This is a genomic window from Dyadobacter sp. CY356, assembly GCF_021440195.1.
Classification (GTDB): Bacteria; Bacteroidota; Bacteroidia; order Cytophagales; family Spirosomataceae; genus Dyadobacter.
In genome coordinates, this window is the sequence record NZ_JAJTSZ010000001.1 from 666,910 (window position 1) to 685,181 (window position 18,272).

Here is an 18,272-nt window from a genome sequence, read left to right on the forward strand (position 1 = left end):
TATGTGTTGTTCAGAACCAGAAAACCGCAGAAGTAAGTGAATGTTATTTGAGGAATAATATATTTTCCAATATAGTTTGATGATGAAATCCGGGCAACTGTAATCATCAAAGACTTTTGAGGGCATGGTTATTTTAGATATCAATTTAAAATTCATCAATGCATTTTAAATTGAAATACCATGAAAAAGACATATGATCCGGCAGATGCCTCAGAGGAAGCATCTGTTGTAAGTCAGGGACATCAATATCCTGATCCATTGAGTCCACAGGAAACACCGCCATTGGAACCGAGGCCGGAATATCCGGATCCTGAAGTTCCTCAGGAAACACCACCTTGGGAAAGAGGTCCTGAAACGCCACCTGTTGTTCCTGAACCGGAATTGCCTCCTTATACCCCTGACGCGCCTGAAATTAACCCGGAACTATTACCAGGTCAAGAACCTGATGAGCCGTTAATGGGTTTTTCGTAATATAAAAAAGGGAGTGAAGCAGACTGCTTCACTCCCTTTTTGTTACAGACATAGGATCAAAAAGTCGTAACCTGACCTTTAAAAACATTAGGATCTTTTATTGCAGAAGATTGGAATTTTTTGGTAACCAGGTTCATAAACTGACTGTCTCTGGATTCAGCAGAAGCATATTCCCATATTCCCACTTTAACTTCATTGGAATAAAATGTGATCAGATATTTAATTGATCCGTCTTCTTTTGGTTCTTCCTGAGATCTTATGAAATAATCAACACGGTCAATATTGAAAGCGAAATTCTGGCCTTCAAGGTGAAAAAAGTTAGGCATAGCTGTAAACTTTAAAAATAAGATTGTAAAACGCGTAAGTAATTTATACTATACCAATATTGTTCCTAAGTAATAAAGATATATTCTGAAGGGGGTGATTTGATAAATGTACAGCGTTTTTCACTGGTATTTTTTTAAAGTTTTATTTCCGTCCCAAGTTTGCTTTTTTCATTAGCAGAATATTAGGATCTGTGGACATAATTGCCCTCGTATAAGTAGCCCATTGAAAATAAAATTAATAATTAATGACTTTTTGTATTATTCTTCGTCAATAGAAGTGGATAATTTAAACGTCCAACTTCTGTTATGGAATAGTAATTTTTTGTAGAATTGTAGAATTTATTGTATTGCACATTTTGTCATGTACTTTATGGACAAGAACTTAAAGAAAATTAAATATCAGGAACTGTTTCTATCTGAACTTAGAAATAGTTATTTTGGTGAAAAGAAGCTGGAAGAGTCCCTCCGGGAAATGGAAACCAAAGAGAATATGAAAAAGCTCGCCAAAGCACTCAAAAATATTTGGAAACAAACTGATGCCGATGTAAAAAGCCTGGAAGAGGTCTTTCCAAAAACTGTTGCTGCGGATAAACTGTCAGAAACTAATAAAGCTGATGATATCAAAGTAGAACGGATTGTAAATAAGCCAGTTAAAGCCAGGGATATTAAGATATCCAAATCAGATACTTTACCTCCACATCAGATTTTGACATATGATAATCTGGTAGAACTTGTGGATGATCTGAATACTGAACAGATTACCGAAATTTTGAAATCGGAGTCAGGGCAGGAAGCTAGTAATCATCAGTATCTGATTAGGTTGGCTGAAAAGTTAGTTAAAGAGCGGGATTCCAGATCTTAGGTTTTGATCATTGAACCTTACCATCCATAATTAATTTAATACTCATACCAGTCGGGCCACCATTGTTGCAACTTCCGGCGAATTTCCTCCTCCCGGGCATTATGACCCGGCTCGAAAAATTTCTTCCCTTTCAGATCATCCGGTAAAAAATTCTGTTTTGCAAAATTTCCAGGGAAATCGTGAGAATATTTGTATTCTTTTCCGTAACCTATTTGTTTCATAAGTTTGGTCGGGGCATTACGCAAATGTAATGGAACGGGCAGATGTGCAGTATTTTTGGCAGCTTCAATGGCATCCGCAATAGCCAGATAACTGGCATTACTCTTCGGCGAAGTAGCGAGATATATGGCGACTTGTGATAAAATAATTCTACACTCCGGGTGCCCAATTACGTTAACAGCCTGCATACAGGCATTTGCCATAATCATAGCCGTAGGATTTGCATTTCCGATATCTTCCGAAGCCATAATCAGCATTCTTCTGGCTATAAAAGAGGGATCTTCGCCAGCGACGATCATCCGGGCCATCCAATAAACGGCACCATTCGGGTCACTTCCGCGCAAGGATTTTATAAATGCGGAAATAATATCATAATGTTGTTCGCCCGATTTATCGTAACGCGCTATATTTTGCTGGGCTACTTCCGTCACCCATTCATCGGTAATTTCCATTTCATTCACATCACCTTTTCCCAGCACGACAAGTTCCAGCAGGTTAAGCAGTTTTCTGCCATCGCCGCCAGAAAGTCTAAGTAAGGCATCATAAGAAGTAAAAGTGATTTTTTTTTGTTTCAGCCATTCATCTTTTGTTAAAGCACGATGGATCAAAGCTTTCAGCTCATCTTCTCCAAAAGCTTCCAGAATATAAACCTGACAACGGGAAAGTAAAGCTGAATTGATTTCAAAAGAAGGATTTTCAGTCGTTGCACCAATAAGGGTTACCTGGCCTTTTTCAACCGCACCGAGTAAGGCGTCCTGTTGATTTTTATTATACCGATGGATTTCATCAATGAAAAGAATAGGAGGGAACAAACCTGACGGTCTGGCTAAAACTTCTCTCAATTCCTTGACACCCGAATTAATGGCACTAAGATTATAAAATTGCCTTTTCGTGGCATCTGCCAGCATCAGTGCCAGCGTTGTTTTACCAACTCCGGGAGGCCCCCATAAAATCATCGAAGGAATTGTATTCTGTAAGATAGCTCTGCGCAGAGATCCGTTTTTGCCCAGTAATTTTTCTTGTCCGATATAATCATCCAGTATGCGTGGTCTTAATCTTTCTGCAAGCGGTGTGGCAATCGGTGATATCATAATTTAAGATCCAGGTTTTTCAGTTTGTTGTTCTATGAAGATAACAAATCTTGTCAGTGAAGCATTCAATAATGGGAAAGACGATTTGGTAATATATTAAAAATCTATTTCCTGATTTTTCTAGCAGGCTTAAAAATGAAAAAAGCGTAACAGATGCTACGCTTTTTTCAATATATATAAATTTTTTCTAATCAGAAAGTAAGACGATCCAATGTCATTTGTTTTTTCAAATTTCCCAATGCACCAAAAACCAGGTTGTAAACAGACTGAATATTGATTTTCATCAGATCAGCAATTTCATGGTTATTCAGGTTCATATAAAATTTCAGAAATATGGCCTCACGCTGACGGCGTGGAAGTCCGTTGATCGCCACATTCAAATGCTGGTTGGTAGAATCAAATTCTTCCTCAGAAATCATGTGGTTTTCATGAGACGGCGTATGGATATGCCAGTATTCTACCGGGATATCTTCATTGCTCGTGTGTTTTTGCTGAGCGTTCAAATGGCGCACCAATTTTCTTTTGATAGATGCCATAAGATAAAACCGAACAGAAGTGGTGTCACCCAATGTTGTCCGGTTTTTCCATAGTTCCACAAATAAATCGTGAATGCAATCTTTAATCAGTGGCTTATCAATCGTAAACTGTGAACAGTATTGATAAAGGATGTGAACATATGACCGATAAAGACAGGCATAAGCGTTCTCGTCTCCTTTTCTGAACTGATCCCAAAAACAAAGTTCTTCTTCTTGTTTGTAGCGTAAGTGAGCCATTGTAAGGTTAGGAATTTAATTGGGGTTAGGAATAAATTTTAATAAGGGTCATTTTTACACTTGTAAATATATTTATAAAAAAACGTATAAAAAAAATATTTTCCAGAAAAAATTACATCCGATAGGTTAATTCTGCAATAATACCCCAATTAGTAACCTATTGTATAGATAAAGGTACAAATTCGAACTTTTCACCGTCGAAAAGTCCGCGGTCACTTAGTTTAATATAAGGAATTACTAATAAAGCCATAAAAGATAAAGTCATATACGGTGACTTCAATGTTGATTTCAACTTTGTTTTTACAAATTGGTCCAGTTTGGTATAAGAATCTGCTACTTCGTAACCATTCACATCTGACATCAACCCTGCGATCGGTAAAGCCAGCATATGGTTTTCTCCCAGGCCAACCGCCGAAACGCCGCCTTTTGCTTCAACCAATAAATTGACTGCCTCACAAATACTATGATCATCACAACCTACCACAATGATGTTATGAGAATCATGTGCAACGGTTGAGGCTATGGCTCCTTCTTTAATTCCAAAATTCTTTATGAATGCAACGGCTGGCGCTGTGTTTTGGTAGCGATTAACTACTGCGATTTTTAAGATATCCAGGTCAGTATCTGATAGAATAAATTCGCCATCAGTTTTAAAATTTTCTATCAACGACTGTGTTATCAATTGTCCTTCCAGTGCCTCGATCACCCGGATTTTATCACCTTTCACAGAAGAGATCCGAACGGCGAAATCAGCTGCTTCTTTTGCTGTGCAGTTGAATTGATTAATATGACTACTTCGCAAATCAGGAAGCAATGATTTTCCGTTTTCTGCAACCAGTTCTCCATCCAGATAAGTTTGAAGGATCGTAAAATCAGTCATATTATCAATGACGATAAAATCCGCCGCATCCTCTATGCGAAGCAGTCCAACCGGTAAATTATAATGCAGGACAGGGTTGATACAAGCTGCCAAAAGGATATTCCAGATATCGTGGCCAAGTGCCAAAGCACGTTTTACCAACACATTAATATGTCCTTCGACCAGATTGTCGGGGTGTTTATCATCCGAACAAAACATAATCCTTTCGGGAAACTCGGCAAGTAATGGTATCAACGCATCAAAATTCCTGGCTGCGCTTCCTTCGCGGATAAGAATTTTAACGCCGTAGCTGATTTTCTCTTTTGCTTCATCATAGGTGAAACATTCATGATCTGTGGTTATCCCGGCTTCAGCATATTTTTTTGCAGCTTCGCCACGAAGTCCTGGAGCATGTCCGTCAATGGGTTTATTGAAATGTTTTGCCCAATTAATTTTGGCTATCATATCCGGATCGCCATTTAAAACACCCGGGAAATTCATCACTTCTGCCAAGTAACCTATGTCGTCATTCAATAGTAATTTTTTGACATCATCCGCATCAACAACAGCGCCTGCGGTTTCAAAAATTGTAGCCGGAACACAAGACGGGGCACCAAAACAAAACTTGAATGGAACCCGTTTTCCATCTTCAATCATATATTCCACACCAGCAACACCCATCACATTGGCGATTTCGTGCGGATCTGAAACGGTTGCCACTGTTCCGTGCACTACTGAAAGTTTTGCGAACTGGGAAGGTGTTAACATTGAGCTTTCAACATGCACGTGCGCATCTACAAAGCCGGGTAAAATATAGGGCAGGGTTGGATTTTCTTTTCCTATTATATGGATTTTGGAAATGATTTTGTTTTGAATAGTAATCTCGGCTTCCTGAACTGACTTTTCAAATATGTTGATTAGGTTGACTTTCATAGGTTGGTTTTAGCTGTTGGGCGTTGGCGTTTGGCTTTTGGGCACAAGGTAGATATTATATTTAAAAGGGAGGTTTGGGGGTGATATGTTTGGTGGTCAGGTTTATGTGTTTTCAGGATGAGTTTTATGGCTTTTTGATAGTTTTAATACCCGTCGGACGGCGGAAAAAGCCGTCCGACGGGTTGCCCGAACTAGACTTTTAAAAGGTCTAAAATTTTTGGCATTGGGCTCAATCCGGATTTTGCGAACGGGCGACCTCGTCCGATGGTTTTTTCTACCGTCGGACGGGTCAACAAAACTATCAAGCTTCGAAAAAATTGATTAATCAAAATGATTCACAAAAGCACCGAACTCTCCCGATACCCCTTTTGATACTGCAACGGACTTTTCCCCGTATGGATTTTGAAGTATTTGTTAAAATTGGCAAAATTATTAAAACCACTTTCGTAGCAAATCTGCGCGACACTCAGTTTCCCGTCAATCAATAATTTACAGGCATGACCAATACGTAGTTCAAGTAAAAACTGCGAATAAGTTTTTCTGCTGCGACTTTTAAAATACCTGCAAAAGGAATGCGGACTGATACTGGCAACTTCTGCAATTTCTTCAATTGTGATTTTTCGCTGAAAATTGTCAAGCGAATATTTATAGATCTGATTAATCCTGTCGGTATCATACTGATCATATTCTTCCTGATAATGACTGTTTGAAAGCAATTTGATATCCTTGCTTTGTGCCAGCGTTTCCAATATTTGAAGCAGGGAAATTACAGGATTTCCATCTTTCTGATCAAGCAGGTTTTGTAATAACGATTTTACAGAATGATTTTCAGGCCCGGACAATTTCATCCCGAATTTTGCTTTATCTAACAATTCATTGATGGATTTATTCTCCGGCAAGTTTCTGAAAACTTCACCAAACAACTCAGCAGAAAAATGTAAAACCGTTGCCTGGGCATATAACCTGGAATCTCCCCGGAAATATTTCTCATCACAGCGCCAGTAATGCGGCAAATTGGATCCAATTAAAAGCAGATCCCCACTTTGAAAATGCTGGATATTATCGCCCACAAACTGGGTTCCTGATCCTTGTTCAATATGGACAAGTTCCATTTCCGGATGATAATGCCAGCGATTGTAGAAGTATAAAACAACATCTCTCCTGATGCTGAAAGATTGCTGCAAACCTTTGGGTACTTTCAGTAATTGCGGTTTCACAGTTATAATGTCAGGATTTATGAAGTTATCATCAACTTTATGCCAAAATTATTGAAATATATGCTATAATAGTGAAACATGACCTTTTAATATTTCTATTCATTTGTATAAAAATTCAATAGAAAATATTGGTATTTTTATTTTGAGTAACCAATGTACTATTCGGGCCCATTTGCAGTATATAATAATGATCGCTGCTTTTGGTAAACCGGGTAAAAGCTGATTAATTCGTCTGTATAGTTGCAGTCTGAAATATTCTTCAACACAACGGTTATTTCAAATTCACCATCATGAACTTTATTAATACATATTTTCTCTTGAGAGTACTATGGCATCCAATCTTTTAAAAATTCACCCTTCCGATAATGTTATTGTAGCGTTGAGGGATTTGCCAACCGGTTCAGAAGCAGAATGGAACGGGGTCAGTTATCAGCTGCCGTACGGCGTTTCCTCAAAACATAAATTTGTTACAGAAGATATAGAAACCGGCGGTGCTATTATCATGTACGGCGTTTTGGTGGGTCGTGCCAAGCAGCCGATTAAACGTGGTGAACCTATTACAACATTTAATTTAAAACACGATTCTCAGGATTATAGCACTGCAAATCGTCAACCATATTCATATACCCAGCCTGACGTAAGTCGTTGGGCAGGCCGAACATTTAAAGGATATCATCGTGCGGATGGTCGTGTAGGAACGTACAATTACTGGCTCGTTCTTCCGCTTGTTTTTTGTGAAAACAGAAATGTCCTGATCATGAAAGACGCGTTTGAGCGTGAACTTGGTTATGCACAGACAGATATGTACCGCGGACAAGTTGCTGAATTTCTGAATGCATATCAGTCGGGTGATATGTCGAAAATGCAAAATCTGGGTGGTTTTTCAGAGCCAACGAGAGAACAGCAAACTAAAAATCGTCCTTTCCCGAATGTGGACGGAATAAAATTCCTGACACATGAAGGTGGCTGCGGTGGAACACGTACGGATGCCAATACGCTTTGCGCACTTTTTGCCGCATACGCGGTTCATCCAAACGTTGCCGGAATTACCGTATTAAGTCTTGGATGCCAGAATTCAGAATTGAAGACGCTGGAAGATGAGATCAAAAAACGCGACCCGAATTTTAACAAACCGTTTTATGCTTTTGAGCATCAGAAAGGAACGGAATATTCATTAGTATCCGGTGCTATCAAATCTACTTTTTTAGGTTTAACGGAAATGAATAAACAGGAACGTGAAGACGCTCCGTTGTCAAAACTTAATGTTGGATTAAAATGCGGAGGTTCTGATGGTTTTTCAGGAATTTCAGCGAATCCGGTTTTGGGTCATTTGTCCGATATTATCGTTGGTTTAGGCGGACAAACGCTTTTGGCTGAATTTCCTGAACTTAATGGTGTTGAGCAGGAATTGCTTAACCGTTGTGTCACAGAAGAGAAGGCAGCGAAATTTGAAAAATTAATGCGAGAATATGCAGGAAAAGCCGAAGCAGTAGGTTCAGCTTTTGCCTTCAATCCTTCGCCTGGAAATATTAAAGACGGCTTGATCACAGATGCCATAAAATCTGCCGGTGCAGCCAAAAAAGGTGGAAACGCGTATATTTCCGACGTTTTGAATTATACTGAAAGAGCAACAGTTCCGGGTCTGGCATTGGTTTGTACGCCTGGAAATGACGTGGAAGCGACAACTGGACAAACCGCTGCGGGTGCTAATATTATATTGTTTACAACAGGATTGGGAACGCCAACTGGTAATCCAATTTGTCCGGTTGCGAAGGTGGCGACTAATACTATTTTAGCAAACCGCATGCCTGATGTAATTGATTTCGACTGCGGGCCAGTTGTTGATGGATCTCAGTCATTGGAAGAAAATGCAGATCATTTGCTGGAATATGTGATCAAGGTGGCAAGCGGCGAGCTTACGAAGGCGCAGCAACTTGGTCAGGATGATTTTATTCCATGGAAAAGAGGGGTTTCGCTATAAACAGGAAGTTCTAAATAGGAATAAAAAATTTACCCCAGGATTCATCCTGGGGCTATATTCATCAACCAACATCCCGGGATTTATCCCGCAGTCAGAGTTCGATTCGAGTAAAGTTTTTCATCAAAAGTCTTTTCCAAACAGACTCTTGATATTATATTAAATTGTAAAATACATGTTTGATTTAACAGGTAAAGTAGCATTGGTTACCGGCGGCGCAAGCGGGATTGGGTTAGCGATATCCAAAACCTTTGCAAAACAGGGCGCACATGTCCACATTCTTGAACTAAATATTGATCTGGCCAATCAGGTTGTAGCGGATATTAAAAGTGAAGGCGGAAGTGCAGAAGCACACGCCATTGACATTTCAAAACAAGCTGATGTAATAAACGTTATCGACGGCATTGCAGAAAAAGCAACGATCAATATTCTGGTAAATAACGCCGGAATAGCGCATGTCGGTAAAGCAGATAATACCGCTGAAACTGACTTTGACCGCGTGATCAATGTGAACGTGAAAGGAGTTTACAACTGCCTTTTCGCAACAATTCCCCATTTGAAAAAAGCGGGTGGCGGAGTGATTTTGAACATGGCATCGATTGCAGCGACAGTCGGTATCCCTGATCGATTTGCTTATTCTACGGCGAAGGGAGCAGTTTTTTCCATGACTTTATCCGTTGCCCGTGACTATCTGGCTGATGGAATTCGTTGTAACAGCGTTTCTCCGGCCCGTGTTCATACACCTTTTGTGGACGGTTTTATTTCAAAAAACTATCCGGGACAGGAAGCTGAAATGTTTGAAAAATTGTCAAAAACCCAGCCAATCGGGCGTATGGCAAAACCAGCCGAAATCGGAGCATTGGCATTATACCTCTGCTCAGACGAAGCATCATTCATCACCGGCTGCGATTACCTGATCGACGGAGGATTCGAAAAACTAAATAACTAATTATTTATAGGTTACACAGAGAGCCACAGAGTAAAAAGGAGGTCCACAGAGTTTTTGCAAACCATATTAAATAAACTCTGTGGCCCTCCTTTTAAACTCCCTTTTTCTCTGTGTAACAACAAACCAAGCTAATATGAAACTTTTCCGCTTTGGCGCATACGAACAAGAAAAACCTGGTGTAGAATTAACAAATGGCGAGTTGCTGGATGTTTCTGCTTTTGGTGAAGATTATAATGAGAAATTTTTTGCAACCGATGGATTGAACCGTCTCGCAGATTGGCTGACTTTAAATTCAGCGTCGTCGCCGCGTGTTGAAAAGGGTTTTCGCTTTGGTTCTTGTATCGCACGGCCATCTAAAATAGTTTGTATCGGGATGAATTATGCGAAACACGCATATGAATCCGGAGCAACGGAACTTCCAAAAGAGCCGATAGTATTTTTTAAATCGACCTCTGCTTTGGTTGGACCAAATGATCAGGTTATCATTCCACGTAATTCTCAGAAAACAGATTGGGAAGTTGAGCTTGCCGTGATAATCGGTAAAAAAACAAGTTATGTTGAAGAAGCAGACGCTTTGAGTTATGTAGCAGGTTACGCGGTTCACAATGATTATTCTGAACGTGAATTTCAATTGGAACGCGGCGGACAATGGGTGAAAGGAAAAAGTAATGACACTTTTGCTCCAATAGGACCATATTTTGTTCCGGCTTCGGAAGTGCCAAATGCTAATGATCTTAATCTGTGGTTGTCGTTAAATGGTAAGAAAATTCAGGACAGTACAACGTCCGATATGATTTTCCATGTACCCTTTCTGGTAAGTTACCTGAGCCAGTTTATGACTTTGCTTCCCGGTGATGTTATTTCAACAGGAACACCAGCCGGCGTCGGTTTAGGAATGAAACCTCCGTTTTATCTGAAACCAGGTGACGTTGTAGAACTTGGTATTGAAGGATTGGGCGAGCAAAGACAAGAAGCCATTGCCTGGAAAGCAGTATAATTTTGGATTTTGGAATAATGGTTGGAAAACATTATTCCAAAATCTATCATCAAAATATATAAAATGGTAATCGATTCGCACCAGCATTTTTGGGTTTATGACGAGGAACGGGATTCCTGGATCACACCCGAAATGGAGAAAATACGGAAAAATTTCCTGCCGGCAGATTTAGAACCCGTTTTGAAAGCAAATGGCGTGGACGGCTGCGTGGCAGTGCAAGCTGACCAATCGAACCAGGAAACCGAGTTTTTGCTGCAATTGGCAGAATCCAATGATTTTCTCAAAGGAGTAGTTGGCTGGATCGATCTGCGCGCTGAAAATTTATACGACCGCCTCGAAGTATGTTCTCAATTTGAAAAATTAAAAGGTTTCCGTCATGTGGTACAAGGCGAGCCGGATGGATTTTTAGAACAAGCTGATTTTATAAAAGGCGTAAGACAACTGACGGCTTTTAATTTTACCTATGACCTTCTGGTTTATCCAACACAACTGGAAGCCAGCTACATTTTTGCAAAACAATTGCCTAACGTACGTTTTGTACTGGATCACATCGCAAAACCTTACATCAAAAAAGGTGAAACCGAAAGTTGGGCTAAGGATATTAAAAAGCTGGCTAAGTTGCCAAACGTATCCTGCAAAGTTTCCGGAATGGTTACAGAAGCGGATTGGTTTAATTGGAAAAACGAGGATTTTACACCATATCTGGATGTAATCTTCGAAGCATTTGGCACCAATCGTCTACTTTTTGGATCTGATTGGCCGGTTTGTCTGGTGGCAGCCGAGTATGAAGCAATGAAAAGTATTTTGACGAGTTATGTATCAAAATTGTCAAAAGATGAACAGAAGAAAGTCTGGGGCGATAATGCGGTCAAATTTTATTCTCTTGATTAAAGAAATATAACACTGATGAAAAGATATTGTCTGGCATTGGATCTTGTAAATGACGCTGAAATGATCGCTGAATATGAAGCGCTTCACAAGGCGATCCGTCCTGAAATCGAAAAGAGTATTCTTGATGCGGGGGTCACACAGATGGAAATTTTTCGGATTGAAAACCGTCTTTTTATGATTATGGAAACGGACGATGATTTTAGTTTTGAAAAGAAAGATGCCATGGACGCGGCCAACCAAAAGGTACAGGAGTGGGAGCAGTTTGTTTGGAAATATCAGCAGGCATTACCATCAGCAAAAGAAGGCGAAAAATGGATGTTGATGGACCAGATTTTTGCTTTGGTATAGAATGAATGAAAATAGATTAGCCGATTGAAAAGTAACTTTTAAAACTAGCAAAACCAGAATACTCAGCAACAGTTAGGAAAAACTTCCTGGAAAAAATCAAAGACAGATTGCAATTTTTGACCCAATGGTTCTAAATTATGATTTGACAGAAGTCTTTTTACTTAGCTATTTGATAGATTGAAAAAGTTAGTACTGATTATCAGCTTAATAAGTCTTACCATCACTTTATTATCCTCCCAGCCCCGCCGGCCGTTTGAGATAAAAGTTATGAGTTTCAACGTTCGCCATGGTCTGGATTTGAACGATGAATCAAATTTGATGGGGATATTGAAAGTTATCAAAGAAAATTCACCTCAGCTGGTTGCTTTGCAGGCAGTAGATAGTTTGAAAAATAACGGAAAAGTACAGTTTCAGTTGCGACAACTGGCAATTCAGACAGGCATGTATTATGCTTATGGCGTTGCCGATAGCACAGAACATGGTTCTCAGGGAGTTGGTCTTTTGTCAAAATGGCCTTTTGAAAAAACACAAAAGTTCAAATTACCTATGACAAAAGGATCAGACGCGCGGGTTTTGCAATGCGGACTGATTCATCCTGCTAAAAACCTGACCTTTCGTTTTTGTAATGCACGTCTGGAATATGCCTCGGTAATTGACAGGGCAATGCAGGCGGCTTTTGTAAATCAGATGTTGCAGGGCAGTATTCAGCCGGTAGTGATTGGTATGGATATGGGCGCGAGGCCGAATGAACAGCCCTATTTTTCTTTCCGGAGAAAATGGCAGGATGCAGCGCGCGGCTCTCAAATGGAGACTTGGAATGAAGGCCTTCCCGGCGACAGGATGGATTATATTTTTGTATTAATGAATAATAAGGTAAGGGTGAAAAGATATAAGGTGATTAAAAATCATCCCGAAGTTTCGGATCACTATCCAATAATGGCCACCATTGAATTTTGGTAAAACGCATGGATTATTCTCATTTGAAGATCGGATTATTTATTCCTTGTTACGTGGATCAGTTTTATCCGCAGGTTGGAATAGCAACGTTGGAATTACTTGAAAAACTAGGCTGTAAGGTTGGTTTTCCACTGAACCAAACTTGTTGCGGCCAACCGATGGCTAACTCGGGATTTGAACATTTGACCAAAGATTGCAATAGCTTGTTTTACGATTCCTTTGCTGCTTTTGATTATGTCGTTGCACCTTCGGGAAGTTGTGTGTTACATATCAAAGAACATTTAAAAGTTGAAAACCGTGAGAGCGATTCAAAAATTCTTCGGAAAAAAGTTTATGAACTGGTTGAGTTTATAACTGACGTTCTCAAAATAGATTATATCGAAGCAGAATTCCCGCATCGTGTTGGTTTGCATCAGGGTTGTCATGGACAACGCGGACTACATCTTTCACAAATGTCGGAGTTAAACGCGGCGCCTTTTAATAAACCGGAAACACTTTTGAAAAAAGTAAATGGTTTGGAACTGGTTGAACTGGATAGAAAAGATGAGTGCTGTGGATTTGGGGGGACTTTCTGTGTGAGTGAAGAAGCTGTGTCTGTAAAAATGGGCAAGGACCGCGTTTCAGATCATATCCGCCATCATGCCGAATATATTACAGGCTCGGATATGAGCTGCCTTTTACATCTGGAAGGAATTTTAAAAAGAAAAAATTCACCGGTGCAGGTAAAACATATCGCTGAGATTTTGAATAGTACCGTAAAAAAACAAATACCGGTACCCAATCATTGAGCACCGGCATTTTACAAAGTTTTACGGAAATCAGAATCTGAGAAGCGTCAGTCGTTTAGTTGATTGAAGAAACGACGCGGCTCGTTTTTGTCAGGATATCAAACGTTTGTGAAGCTTTCTCTTTTCCGTCCGTAACTTCGAATGTATAAGTACCATCCAAAAGAGTCGAAAGGTCAAAATATTTCACGTAGCTTGATTCAGGACGGTGACTTTCTGAAAAAAGGATATTTTTATCAGTATCAAGAATGCGTACACTTACAAGATTTGATACGGGATTTATATAGGCTACTCTGAATTGCATTGGTTTAACTTGCAGTACCGAAAGCTTGTTAGAAGCTGATTCAGTTTTATCCGAAGTTGCGATGGCGGTTTGTGCATTAGCAGTAAATGCTGAACCTGATATAAGCATACCAATCAAGGCAGCTGAAAAGAATGTGTTTTTGGCTTTCATAGGAGTTGAAATTAAATTGTGTCTAAAAAAAGTTAAATAAAACTTTGATCAGACTCTGTTGCCCCGATCAAAAAACTTTGTTGATTCAAAAGTATAACATATTGCAATACAATAAAATAGCTTTTTTAAAATTTTTTAAAAGTTGTTTATTAAACAATTTGTAAACTTGAAATAATACAACGAATGTGAAAAGTACAATTCTTATTCTTTAAAAAATACTATTATCTAATTATTAACAAAATCATGTCAAAAGCTGTAATGGAACATGCCGACGCGGCGGACGTCTTTAACAAGGACGAATCTTATGTAGACTGGCATGACGAAACACTCTGGTTTGTCAGGACGAAACGTGATAAATCTTCGAAATTATTGCCTGAATGGGAGAATTTGCGTGAAACGGCTTCTCAGATAAAAAACTATGTCCTGTCTCACATGGACGAATTGCTTGAAACATTTGAAAAAAATGCAAAAGCGAACGGAATTCACGTACACTGGGCGGCAGATGCTGCGGAGCATAATGAAATTGTGCTTGGAATTCTGAAACAACACCATGTTGACAGAATGATCAAAAGTAAATCCATGCTCACGGAGGAATGTCATATGAATGAATTTCTTACGCGAAATGGTATCGAAGTAATCGACACGGATCTGGGAGAACGGATTGTGCAATTAAGAAATGAGCCACCCAGCCATATTGTTTTGCCAGCTATACATTTAAAGAAAAAAGATATCGGTGATCTTTTCCACGAACATCTGGGAACAGACGCCGGAGCCACAGATCCACAATATCTCACAGAGGCAGCCAGACAACATTTACGTGATAAATTTCTGACACGAAAAGCTGCACTGACCGGTGTTAATTTTGCAGTTGCAGAAACGGGAGGATTTGTAGTTTGTACCAATGAAGGAAATGCAGATATGGGTGCACACCTTGCTGATGTGCATATTGCCTGTATGGGTTTTGAAAAACTGGTTCCGTTACAGGCACATCTGGGTGTTTTTCTCCGGCTTCTGGCAAGAAGCGCCACCGGACAACCGGTAACAACGTACAGCAGTCATTTCAAAAAACCTCGGGAAGGTCAGGAAATGCACCTGGTCATTGTTGATAACGGAAGAAGCGCCCAGCTAGGCCGCGCCGATTTCCGGAACTCGCTGAAATGTATCCGTTGCGGGGCCTGTATGAATACATGTCCGGTTTACAGAAGAAGTGGCGGGCATAGTTACCACAATGCAGTGGCCGGCCCGATCGGTTCTATTCTGGCTCCGAATCTGGATATGACCAAAAATGCGGATCTTCCGTTTGCAAGTACCTTGTGCGGAAGCTGTTCCAATGTTTGTCCTGTCAAAATTGATATTCACGATCAGCTTTATAAATGGAGACAGGTTCTGGTTCAGGGCGGACATGTGCCGCAGGCAAAAGAAATTGGCGTAAAGGCCATGTCAATGGTTTTATCACAACCAAGATTTTATCAATGGTCGGGCAGGCTGGGGCGCTCAGTCATGCGGACTTTGCCTTTTATGGTTAATAATTCTCTGAATCCCTGGTTTAAACAACGGGAAATGCCGGAGCCACCAAAAGAAAGTTTCAGAGATTGGTATGTGCGCAACCGCGAATAATAAAAGCATTGAAAGATTATGAGCTCACGTGAAAAAATTCTTCAGCAAATTAAGCTGAATAAACCGACCGGTACAGATCTGCCGCTTCAATATACATTTGACAGCGGTTATGAAAATACAGAAGCAAAGTTCAAGGAAATTCTTGAAGCGATCTACACCGAAGTTATCGTTGTGGACTCCCTGGTGGAGCTCAAAGCAAAAGTTGAAGAAATGTATGCCGGCGTTGTCAATAAGGCTACAACAATTCCGGAACTGGCAGACTGGGCAGATTTCAGTTTACAATTATCCGATCCGCATGAACTTGAAATGATCGAAGTTGCCATTTTACAAGCCGAATTTGGTGTAGCAGAAAATGGTGCCGTCTGGATTTCTGACAATCATTTAAAACATAGAGCATTGCCCTTTATCACACAAAATCTTGCATTTGTGATCCCAAGAAATGCGTTGGTAAATAATATGCACGAAGCGTATCAAAGACTGACCGATACTACAGGTTGGGGATGTTTTATAGCCGGCCCGTCAAAAACAGCCGATATTGAGCAATCCCTGGTCATCGGTGCGCATGGTGCGAGAAGTATGGTTATCTTTTTAGTGGAGAATTAGTTAACAATTAGCAAAGGAATAGTTTTCAAGTTAGTCTATAAAAAAGTTCGTCTCCCGCTTACTTTCTTATATTTTTGCAGATATTACCAAATGCATTTTTGACTTTGGCCTCGTAATCGGGCCGGATAATTAACTTTGAAAAGTATGCCAAAAATAATTGTTGCGATTGACGGCTATTCAAGCTGCGGCAAAAGCACGACCGCCAAGCAGGTTGCAAAGCAACTGAATTATGCCTACATAGACACGGGAGCCATGTACCGTGCCGTAACGTTGTTTTTTATCCAGAATCATATTTCGGCATCAAACCCCAAAGAAGTTCAAAAAGCACTTCACGATATACATATCAGTTTCAGAAGAGATAAAATAAAGGGCACCAACGATACTTATCTCAATGGTTTAAATGTTGAGAATGAAATACGGAAAATGTACGTTTCGGAGCAGGTAAGTACCGTAAGTGCAGTTGCAGAAGTGCGTCACGCACTGGTTGCCCAGCAGCAAAGAATGGGGAAAACCAGAGGGATTGTCATGGATGGCCGTGATATCGGAACGGTTGTTTTTCCACAAGCTGAATTGAAAATTTTCATGACAGCGGATCCTATAATCCGTGCTCAGCGTCGCCAGGCCGAATTATTGGAAAAGGGGGAACTGATCGGTTTGCAGGAAATTGCCGAAAATCTGAAAATGCGGGATCATATTGATACAACGCGAACAGAAAGTCCATTGAGGCAGGCGGATGACGCGATTTATATTGATAATTCTTTGATGACACTGGACGAGCAGGTTGAAATGGTTGTCCGGCTTGCGGACGAGCAAATAGGATTGGTACTTCGTGGTCGTGAAACAGAATAATTCATGACAGAAAAATCAGATTCGTCTTACGATTATTTAATTGTTGGACAAGGAATTGCCGGTACTTCACTTGCCTGGCATTTACATAATGCAGGAAAAAAAGTGTTACTGGTCAATGATTCCTCATTGCCGTCTTCTTCAAAAGTTGCTGCCGGTATTTTTAATCCCTTAACAGGTAAAAAACTAGTTAAGACCTGGCTGGCAGATGATATTTTCCCATACGCACAGAAATTTTATTCAGGGCTGCAAGAAAAGCTTGGAGCTAAAATTCTTCATCAGGCATCCATTTTCCGGCCTTTCAGATCTATTGAAGAGCAGAATTCGTATTTATCCAGGACGTCAGATCCGGGAATTGCTTCCTATATAAAGGATACAAAACATGAAATTATCCCGGAACATGTCCATACGCCTTATGGTGGCATGGAAGTTATTCAGTCCGGATGGATTGATTTGCCGGTGTTACTTGAAGGGAGCAAAGTATACTTTTTAAACAATAATCAGTACCTGGAATCTGCTTTTAGTGCCAACGATTTAATATTCACAGAAGAACATGTAATTTGGAAAAATATAACGTTTGATAAAGTAATACTTTGTCAGGGTTATTTTGCCAAAGACAATACCAATTTTAGCTGGTTGCCATTCACTCCGGTGAAAGGTCAGATTCTGGAAGTTGAAATGGAAAAATTATCAGTTGACCAGATCGTAAACCAGGGTATTTTTATTCTTCCGGTTTCCGGAACAACATGCAGGGTGGGAGCAACCTATTCCTGGGAAAATTTAAACTGGGAAGTTACCGAAAATGCCAGAATTGAGCTGGAAGAGAAGTTGCAGCCATTATTAAAAGTGCCTTATGAAATTACGGGTCAGCTGGCTGGAATTCGTCCTTCTTCGCATGACAGAAGGCCTATGCTGGGTATACATCCGGACCAGCCGAGGCTTGGAATATTTAACGGATTGGGTACAAAGGGCGTCACTTTGGCTCCGTTTTTTGCAAAAGAGTTTACAGAATATCTGGTTCATGATAAAGAATTGAGTGAAGCAGTGAATATTAAGAGGTATTTTTCGTTATATTTCCGATGAAGTAAGCAGTAGA

19 protein-coding genes are annotated in these 18,272 nt (G+C 40.1%); 13 read left to right on the forward strand and 6 right to left on the reverse strand.

The window, feature by feature from the left end; translation table 11 throughout:
- Positions 1 to 180 precede the first annotated feature (180 nt).
- Positions 181 to 471 (forward strand): hypothetical protein, encoded by a 291-nt coding sequence (locus LXL81_RS02875; protein WP_234645197.1) that lies wholly within the window; start codon positions 181 to 183, stop codon positions 469 to 471.
- Between the two features lie 56 nt (positions 472 to 527).
- Here LXL81_RS02875 and LXL81_RS02880 read toward each other — a convergent pair whose 3' ends face one another.
- Positions 528 to 797, reverse strand: a complete 270-nt coding sequence (locus LXL81_RS02880) for a hypothetical protein (RefSeq protein ID WP_234645198.1) — start codon at positions 795 to 797, stop codon at positions 528 to 530.
- 370 nt (positions 798 to 1,167) lie between these two features.
- Here LXL81_RS02880 and LXL81_RS02885 point away from each other — a divergent pair, with 370 nt between their 5' ends.
- Positions 1,168 to 1,659 carry a DUF892 family protein gene (locus tag LXL81_RS02885; protein ID WP_234645199.1) on the forward strand — a complete coding sequence of 164 codons (492 nt, stop codon included), beginning with the start codon at positions 1,168 to 1,170 and terminating at the stop codon, positions 1,657 to 1,659.
- Between the two features lie 35 nt (positions 1,660 to 1,694).
- Here the strand turns inward: LXL81_RS02885 and LXL81_RS02890 are convergent, their stop codons facing one another.
- The 4 genes from LXL81_RS02890 to LXL81_RS02905 form a co-directional block, all read right to left on the reverse strand.
- Positions 1,695 to 2,966, reverse strand: a complete 1,272-nt coding sequence (locus tag LXL81_RS02890) for a replication-associated recombination protein A (protein WP_234645844.1) — start codon at positions 2,964 to 2,966, stop codon at positions 1,695 to 1,697.
- Between the two features lie 194 nt (positions 2,967 to 3,160).
- Entirely contained in the window at positions 3,161 to 3,742 is a 582-nt protein-coding gene (locus LXL81_RS02895) for an RNA polymerase sigma factor (protein WP_194122452.1), read from the reverse strand.
- Between the two features lie 157 nt (positions 3,743 to 3,899).
- A complete protein-coding gene (gene ade / locus LXL81_RS02900; RefSeq protein WP_234645200.1) occupies positions 3,900 to 5,534 on the reverse strand; it encodes an adenine deaminase in 1,635 nt (544 codons plus the stop codon).
- Between the two features lie 335 nt (positions 5,535 to 5,869).
- Positions 5,870 to 6,751 carry an AraC family transcriptional regulator gene (locus tag LXL81_RS02905; RefSeq protein WP_234645201.1) on the reverse strand — a complete coding sequence of 294 codons (882 nt, stop codon included), beginning with the start codon at positions 6,749 to 6,751 and terminating at the stop codon, positions 5,870 to 5,872.
- Between the two features lie 328 nt (positions 6,752 to 7,079).
- Between LXL81_RS02905 and LXL81_RS02910 the strand changes: the two genes are divergently transcribed.
- The 7 genes from LXL81_RS02910 (at position 7,080) to LXL81_RS02940 (ending at position 13,659) form a co-directional block, all read left to right on the forward strand.
- Entirely contained in the window at positions 7,080 to 8,732 is a 1,653-nt protein-coding gene (locus LXL81_RS02910) for a UxaA family hydrolase (protein WP_234645202.1), read from the forward strand.
- Between the two features lie 172 nt (positions 8,733 to 8,904).
- The gene (locus LXL81_RS02915; RefSeq protein WP_234645203.1) at positions 8,905 to 9,678 is read left to right on the forward strand and encodes an SDR family NAD(P)-dependent oxidoreductase; all 774 of its coding nucleotides are present in this window, start codon (positions 8,905 to 8,907) and stop codon (positions 9,676 to 9,678) included.
- Between the two features lie 133 nt (positions 9,679 to 9,811).
- Entirely contained in the window at positions 9,812 to 10,675 is an 864-nt protein-coding gene (locus LXL81_RS02920; protein ID WP_234645204.1) for a fumarylacetoacetate hydrolase family protein, read from the forward strand.
- A gap of 63 nt (positions 10,676 to 10,738) precedes the next feature.
- Positions 10,739 to 11,566, forward strand: a complete 828-nt coding sequence (locus LXL81_RS02925) for an amidohydrolase (protein WP_234645205.1) — start codon at positions 10,739 to 10,741, stop codon at positions 11,564 to 11,566.
- A 15-nt stretch (positions 11,567 to 11,581) separates the two neighbouring features.
- Positions 11,582 to 11,914 (forward strand): L-rhamnose mutarotase, encoded by a 333-nt coding sequence (locus LXL81_RS02930; RefSeq protein WP_234645206.1) that lies wholly within the window; start codon positions 11,582 to 11,584, stop codon positions 11,912 to 11,914.
- A gap of 177 nt (positions 11,915 to 12,091) precedes the next feature.
- Positions 12,092 to 12,874: an endonuclease/exonuclease/phosphatase family protein gene (locus LXL81_RS02935; RefSeq protein WP_234645207.1), complete on the forward strand. Its 783-nt coding sequence runs from the start codon at positions 12,092 to 12,094 to the stop codon at positions 12,872 to 12,874.
- Positions 12,875 to 12,879: 5 nt separating this feature from the next.
- On the forward strand, positions 12,880 to 13,659 hold the full coding sequence (locus LXL81_RS02940; protein ID WP_234645208.1) for a (Fe-S)-binding protein: 780 nt from the start codon (positions 12,880 to 12,882) through the stop codon (positions 13,657 to 13,659).
- A 55-nt stretch (positions 13,660 to 13,714) separates the two neighbouring features.
- On the opposite strand, the gene LXL81_RS02945 is transcribed toward LXL81_RS02940, so the two are convergent.
- Complete coding sequence (locus tag LXL81_RS02945) at positions 13,715 to 14,110, reverse strand: hypothetical protein (protein ID WP_234645209.1); 396 nt, start codon at positions 14,108 to 14,110, stop codon at positions 13,715 to 13,717.
- 243 nt (positions 14,111 to 14,353) lie between these two features.
- Between LXL81_RS02945 and LXL81_RS02950 the strand changes: the two genes are divergently transcribed.
- The 4 genes from LXL81_RS02950 (at position 14,354) to LXL81_RS02965 (ending at position 18,259) form a co-directional block, all read left to right on the forward strand.
- Positions 14,354 to 15,727, forward strand: a complete 1,374-nt coding sequence (locus LXL81_RS02950) for a lactate utilization protein B (RefSeq protein WP_234645210.1) — start codon at positions 14,354 to 14,356, stop codon at positions 15,725 to 15,727.
- An 18-nt stretch (positions 15,728 to 15,745) separates the two neighbouring features.
- Entirely contained in the window at positions 15,746 to 16,330 is a 585-nt protein-coding gene (locus tag LXL81_RS02955) for an LUD domain-containing protein (protein ID WP_234645211.1), read from the forward strand.
- Between the two features lie 144 nt (positions 16,331 to 16,474).
- Positions 16,475 to 17,179 (forward strand): (d)CMP kinase, encoded by a 705-nt coding sequence (gene cmk, locus LXL81_RS02960; RefSeq protein ID WP_234645212.1) that lies wholly within the window; start codon positions 16,475 to 16,477, stop codon positions 17,177 to 17,179.
- A 3-nt stretch (positions 17,180 to 17,182) separates the two neighbouring features.
- The gene (locus LXL81_RS02965) at positions 17,183 to 18,259 is read left to right on the forward strand and encodes an FAD-binding oxidoreductase (protein ID WP_234645213.1); all 1,077 of its coding nucleotides are present in this window, start codon (positions 17,183 to 17,185) and stop codon (positions 18,257 to 18,259) included.
- Positions 18,260 to 18,272: the final 13 nt, after the last annotated feature.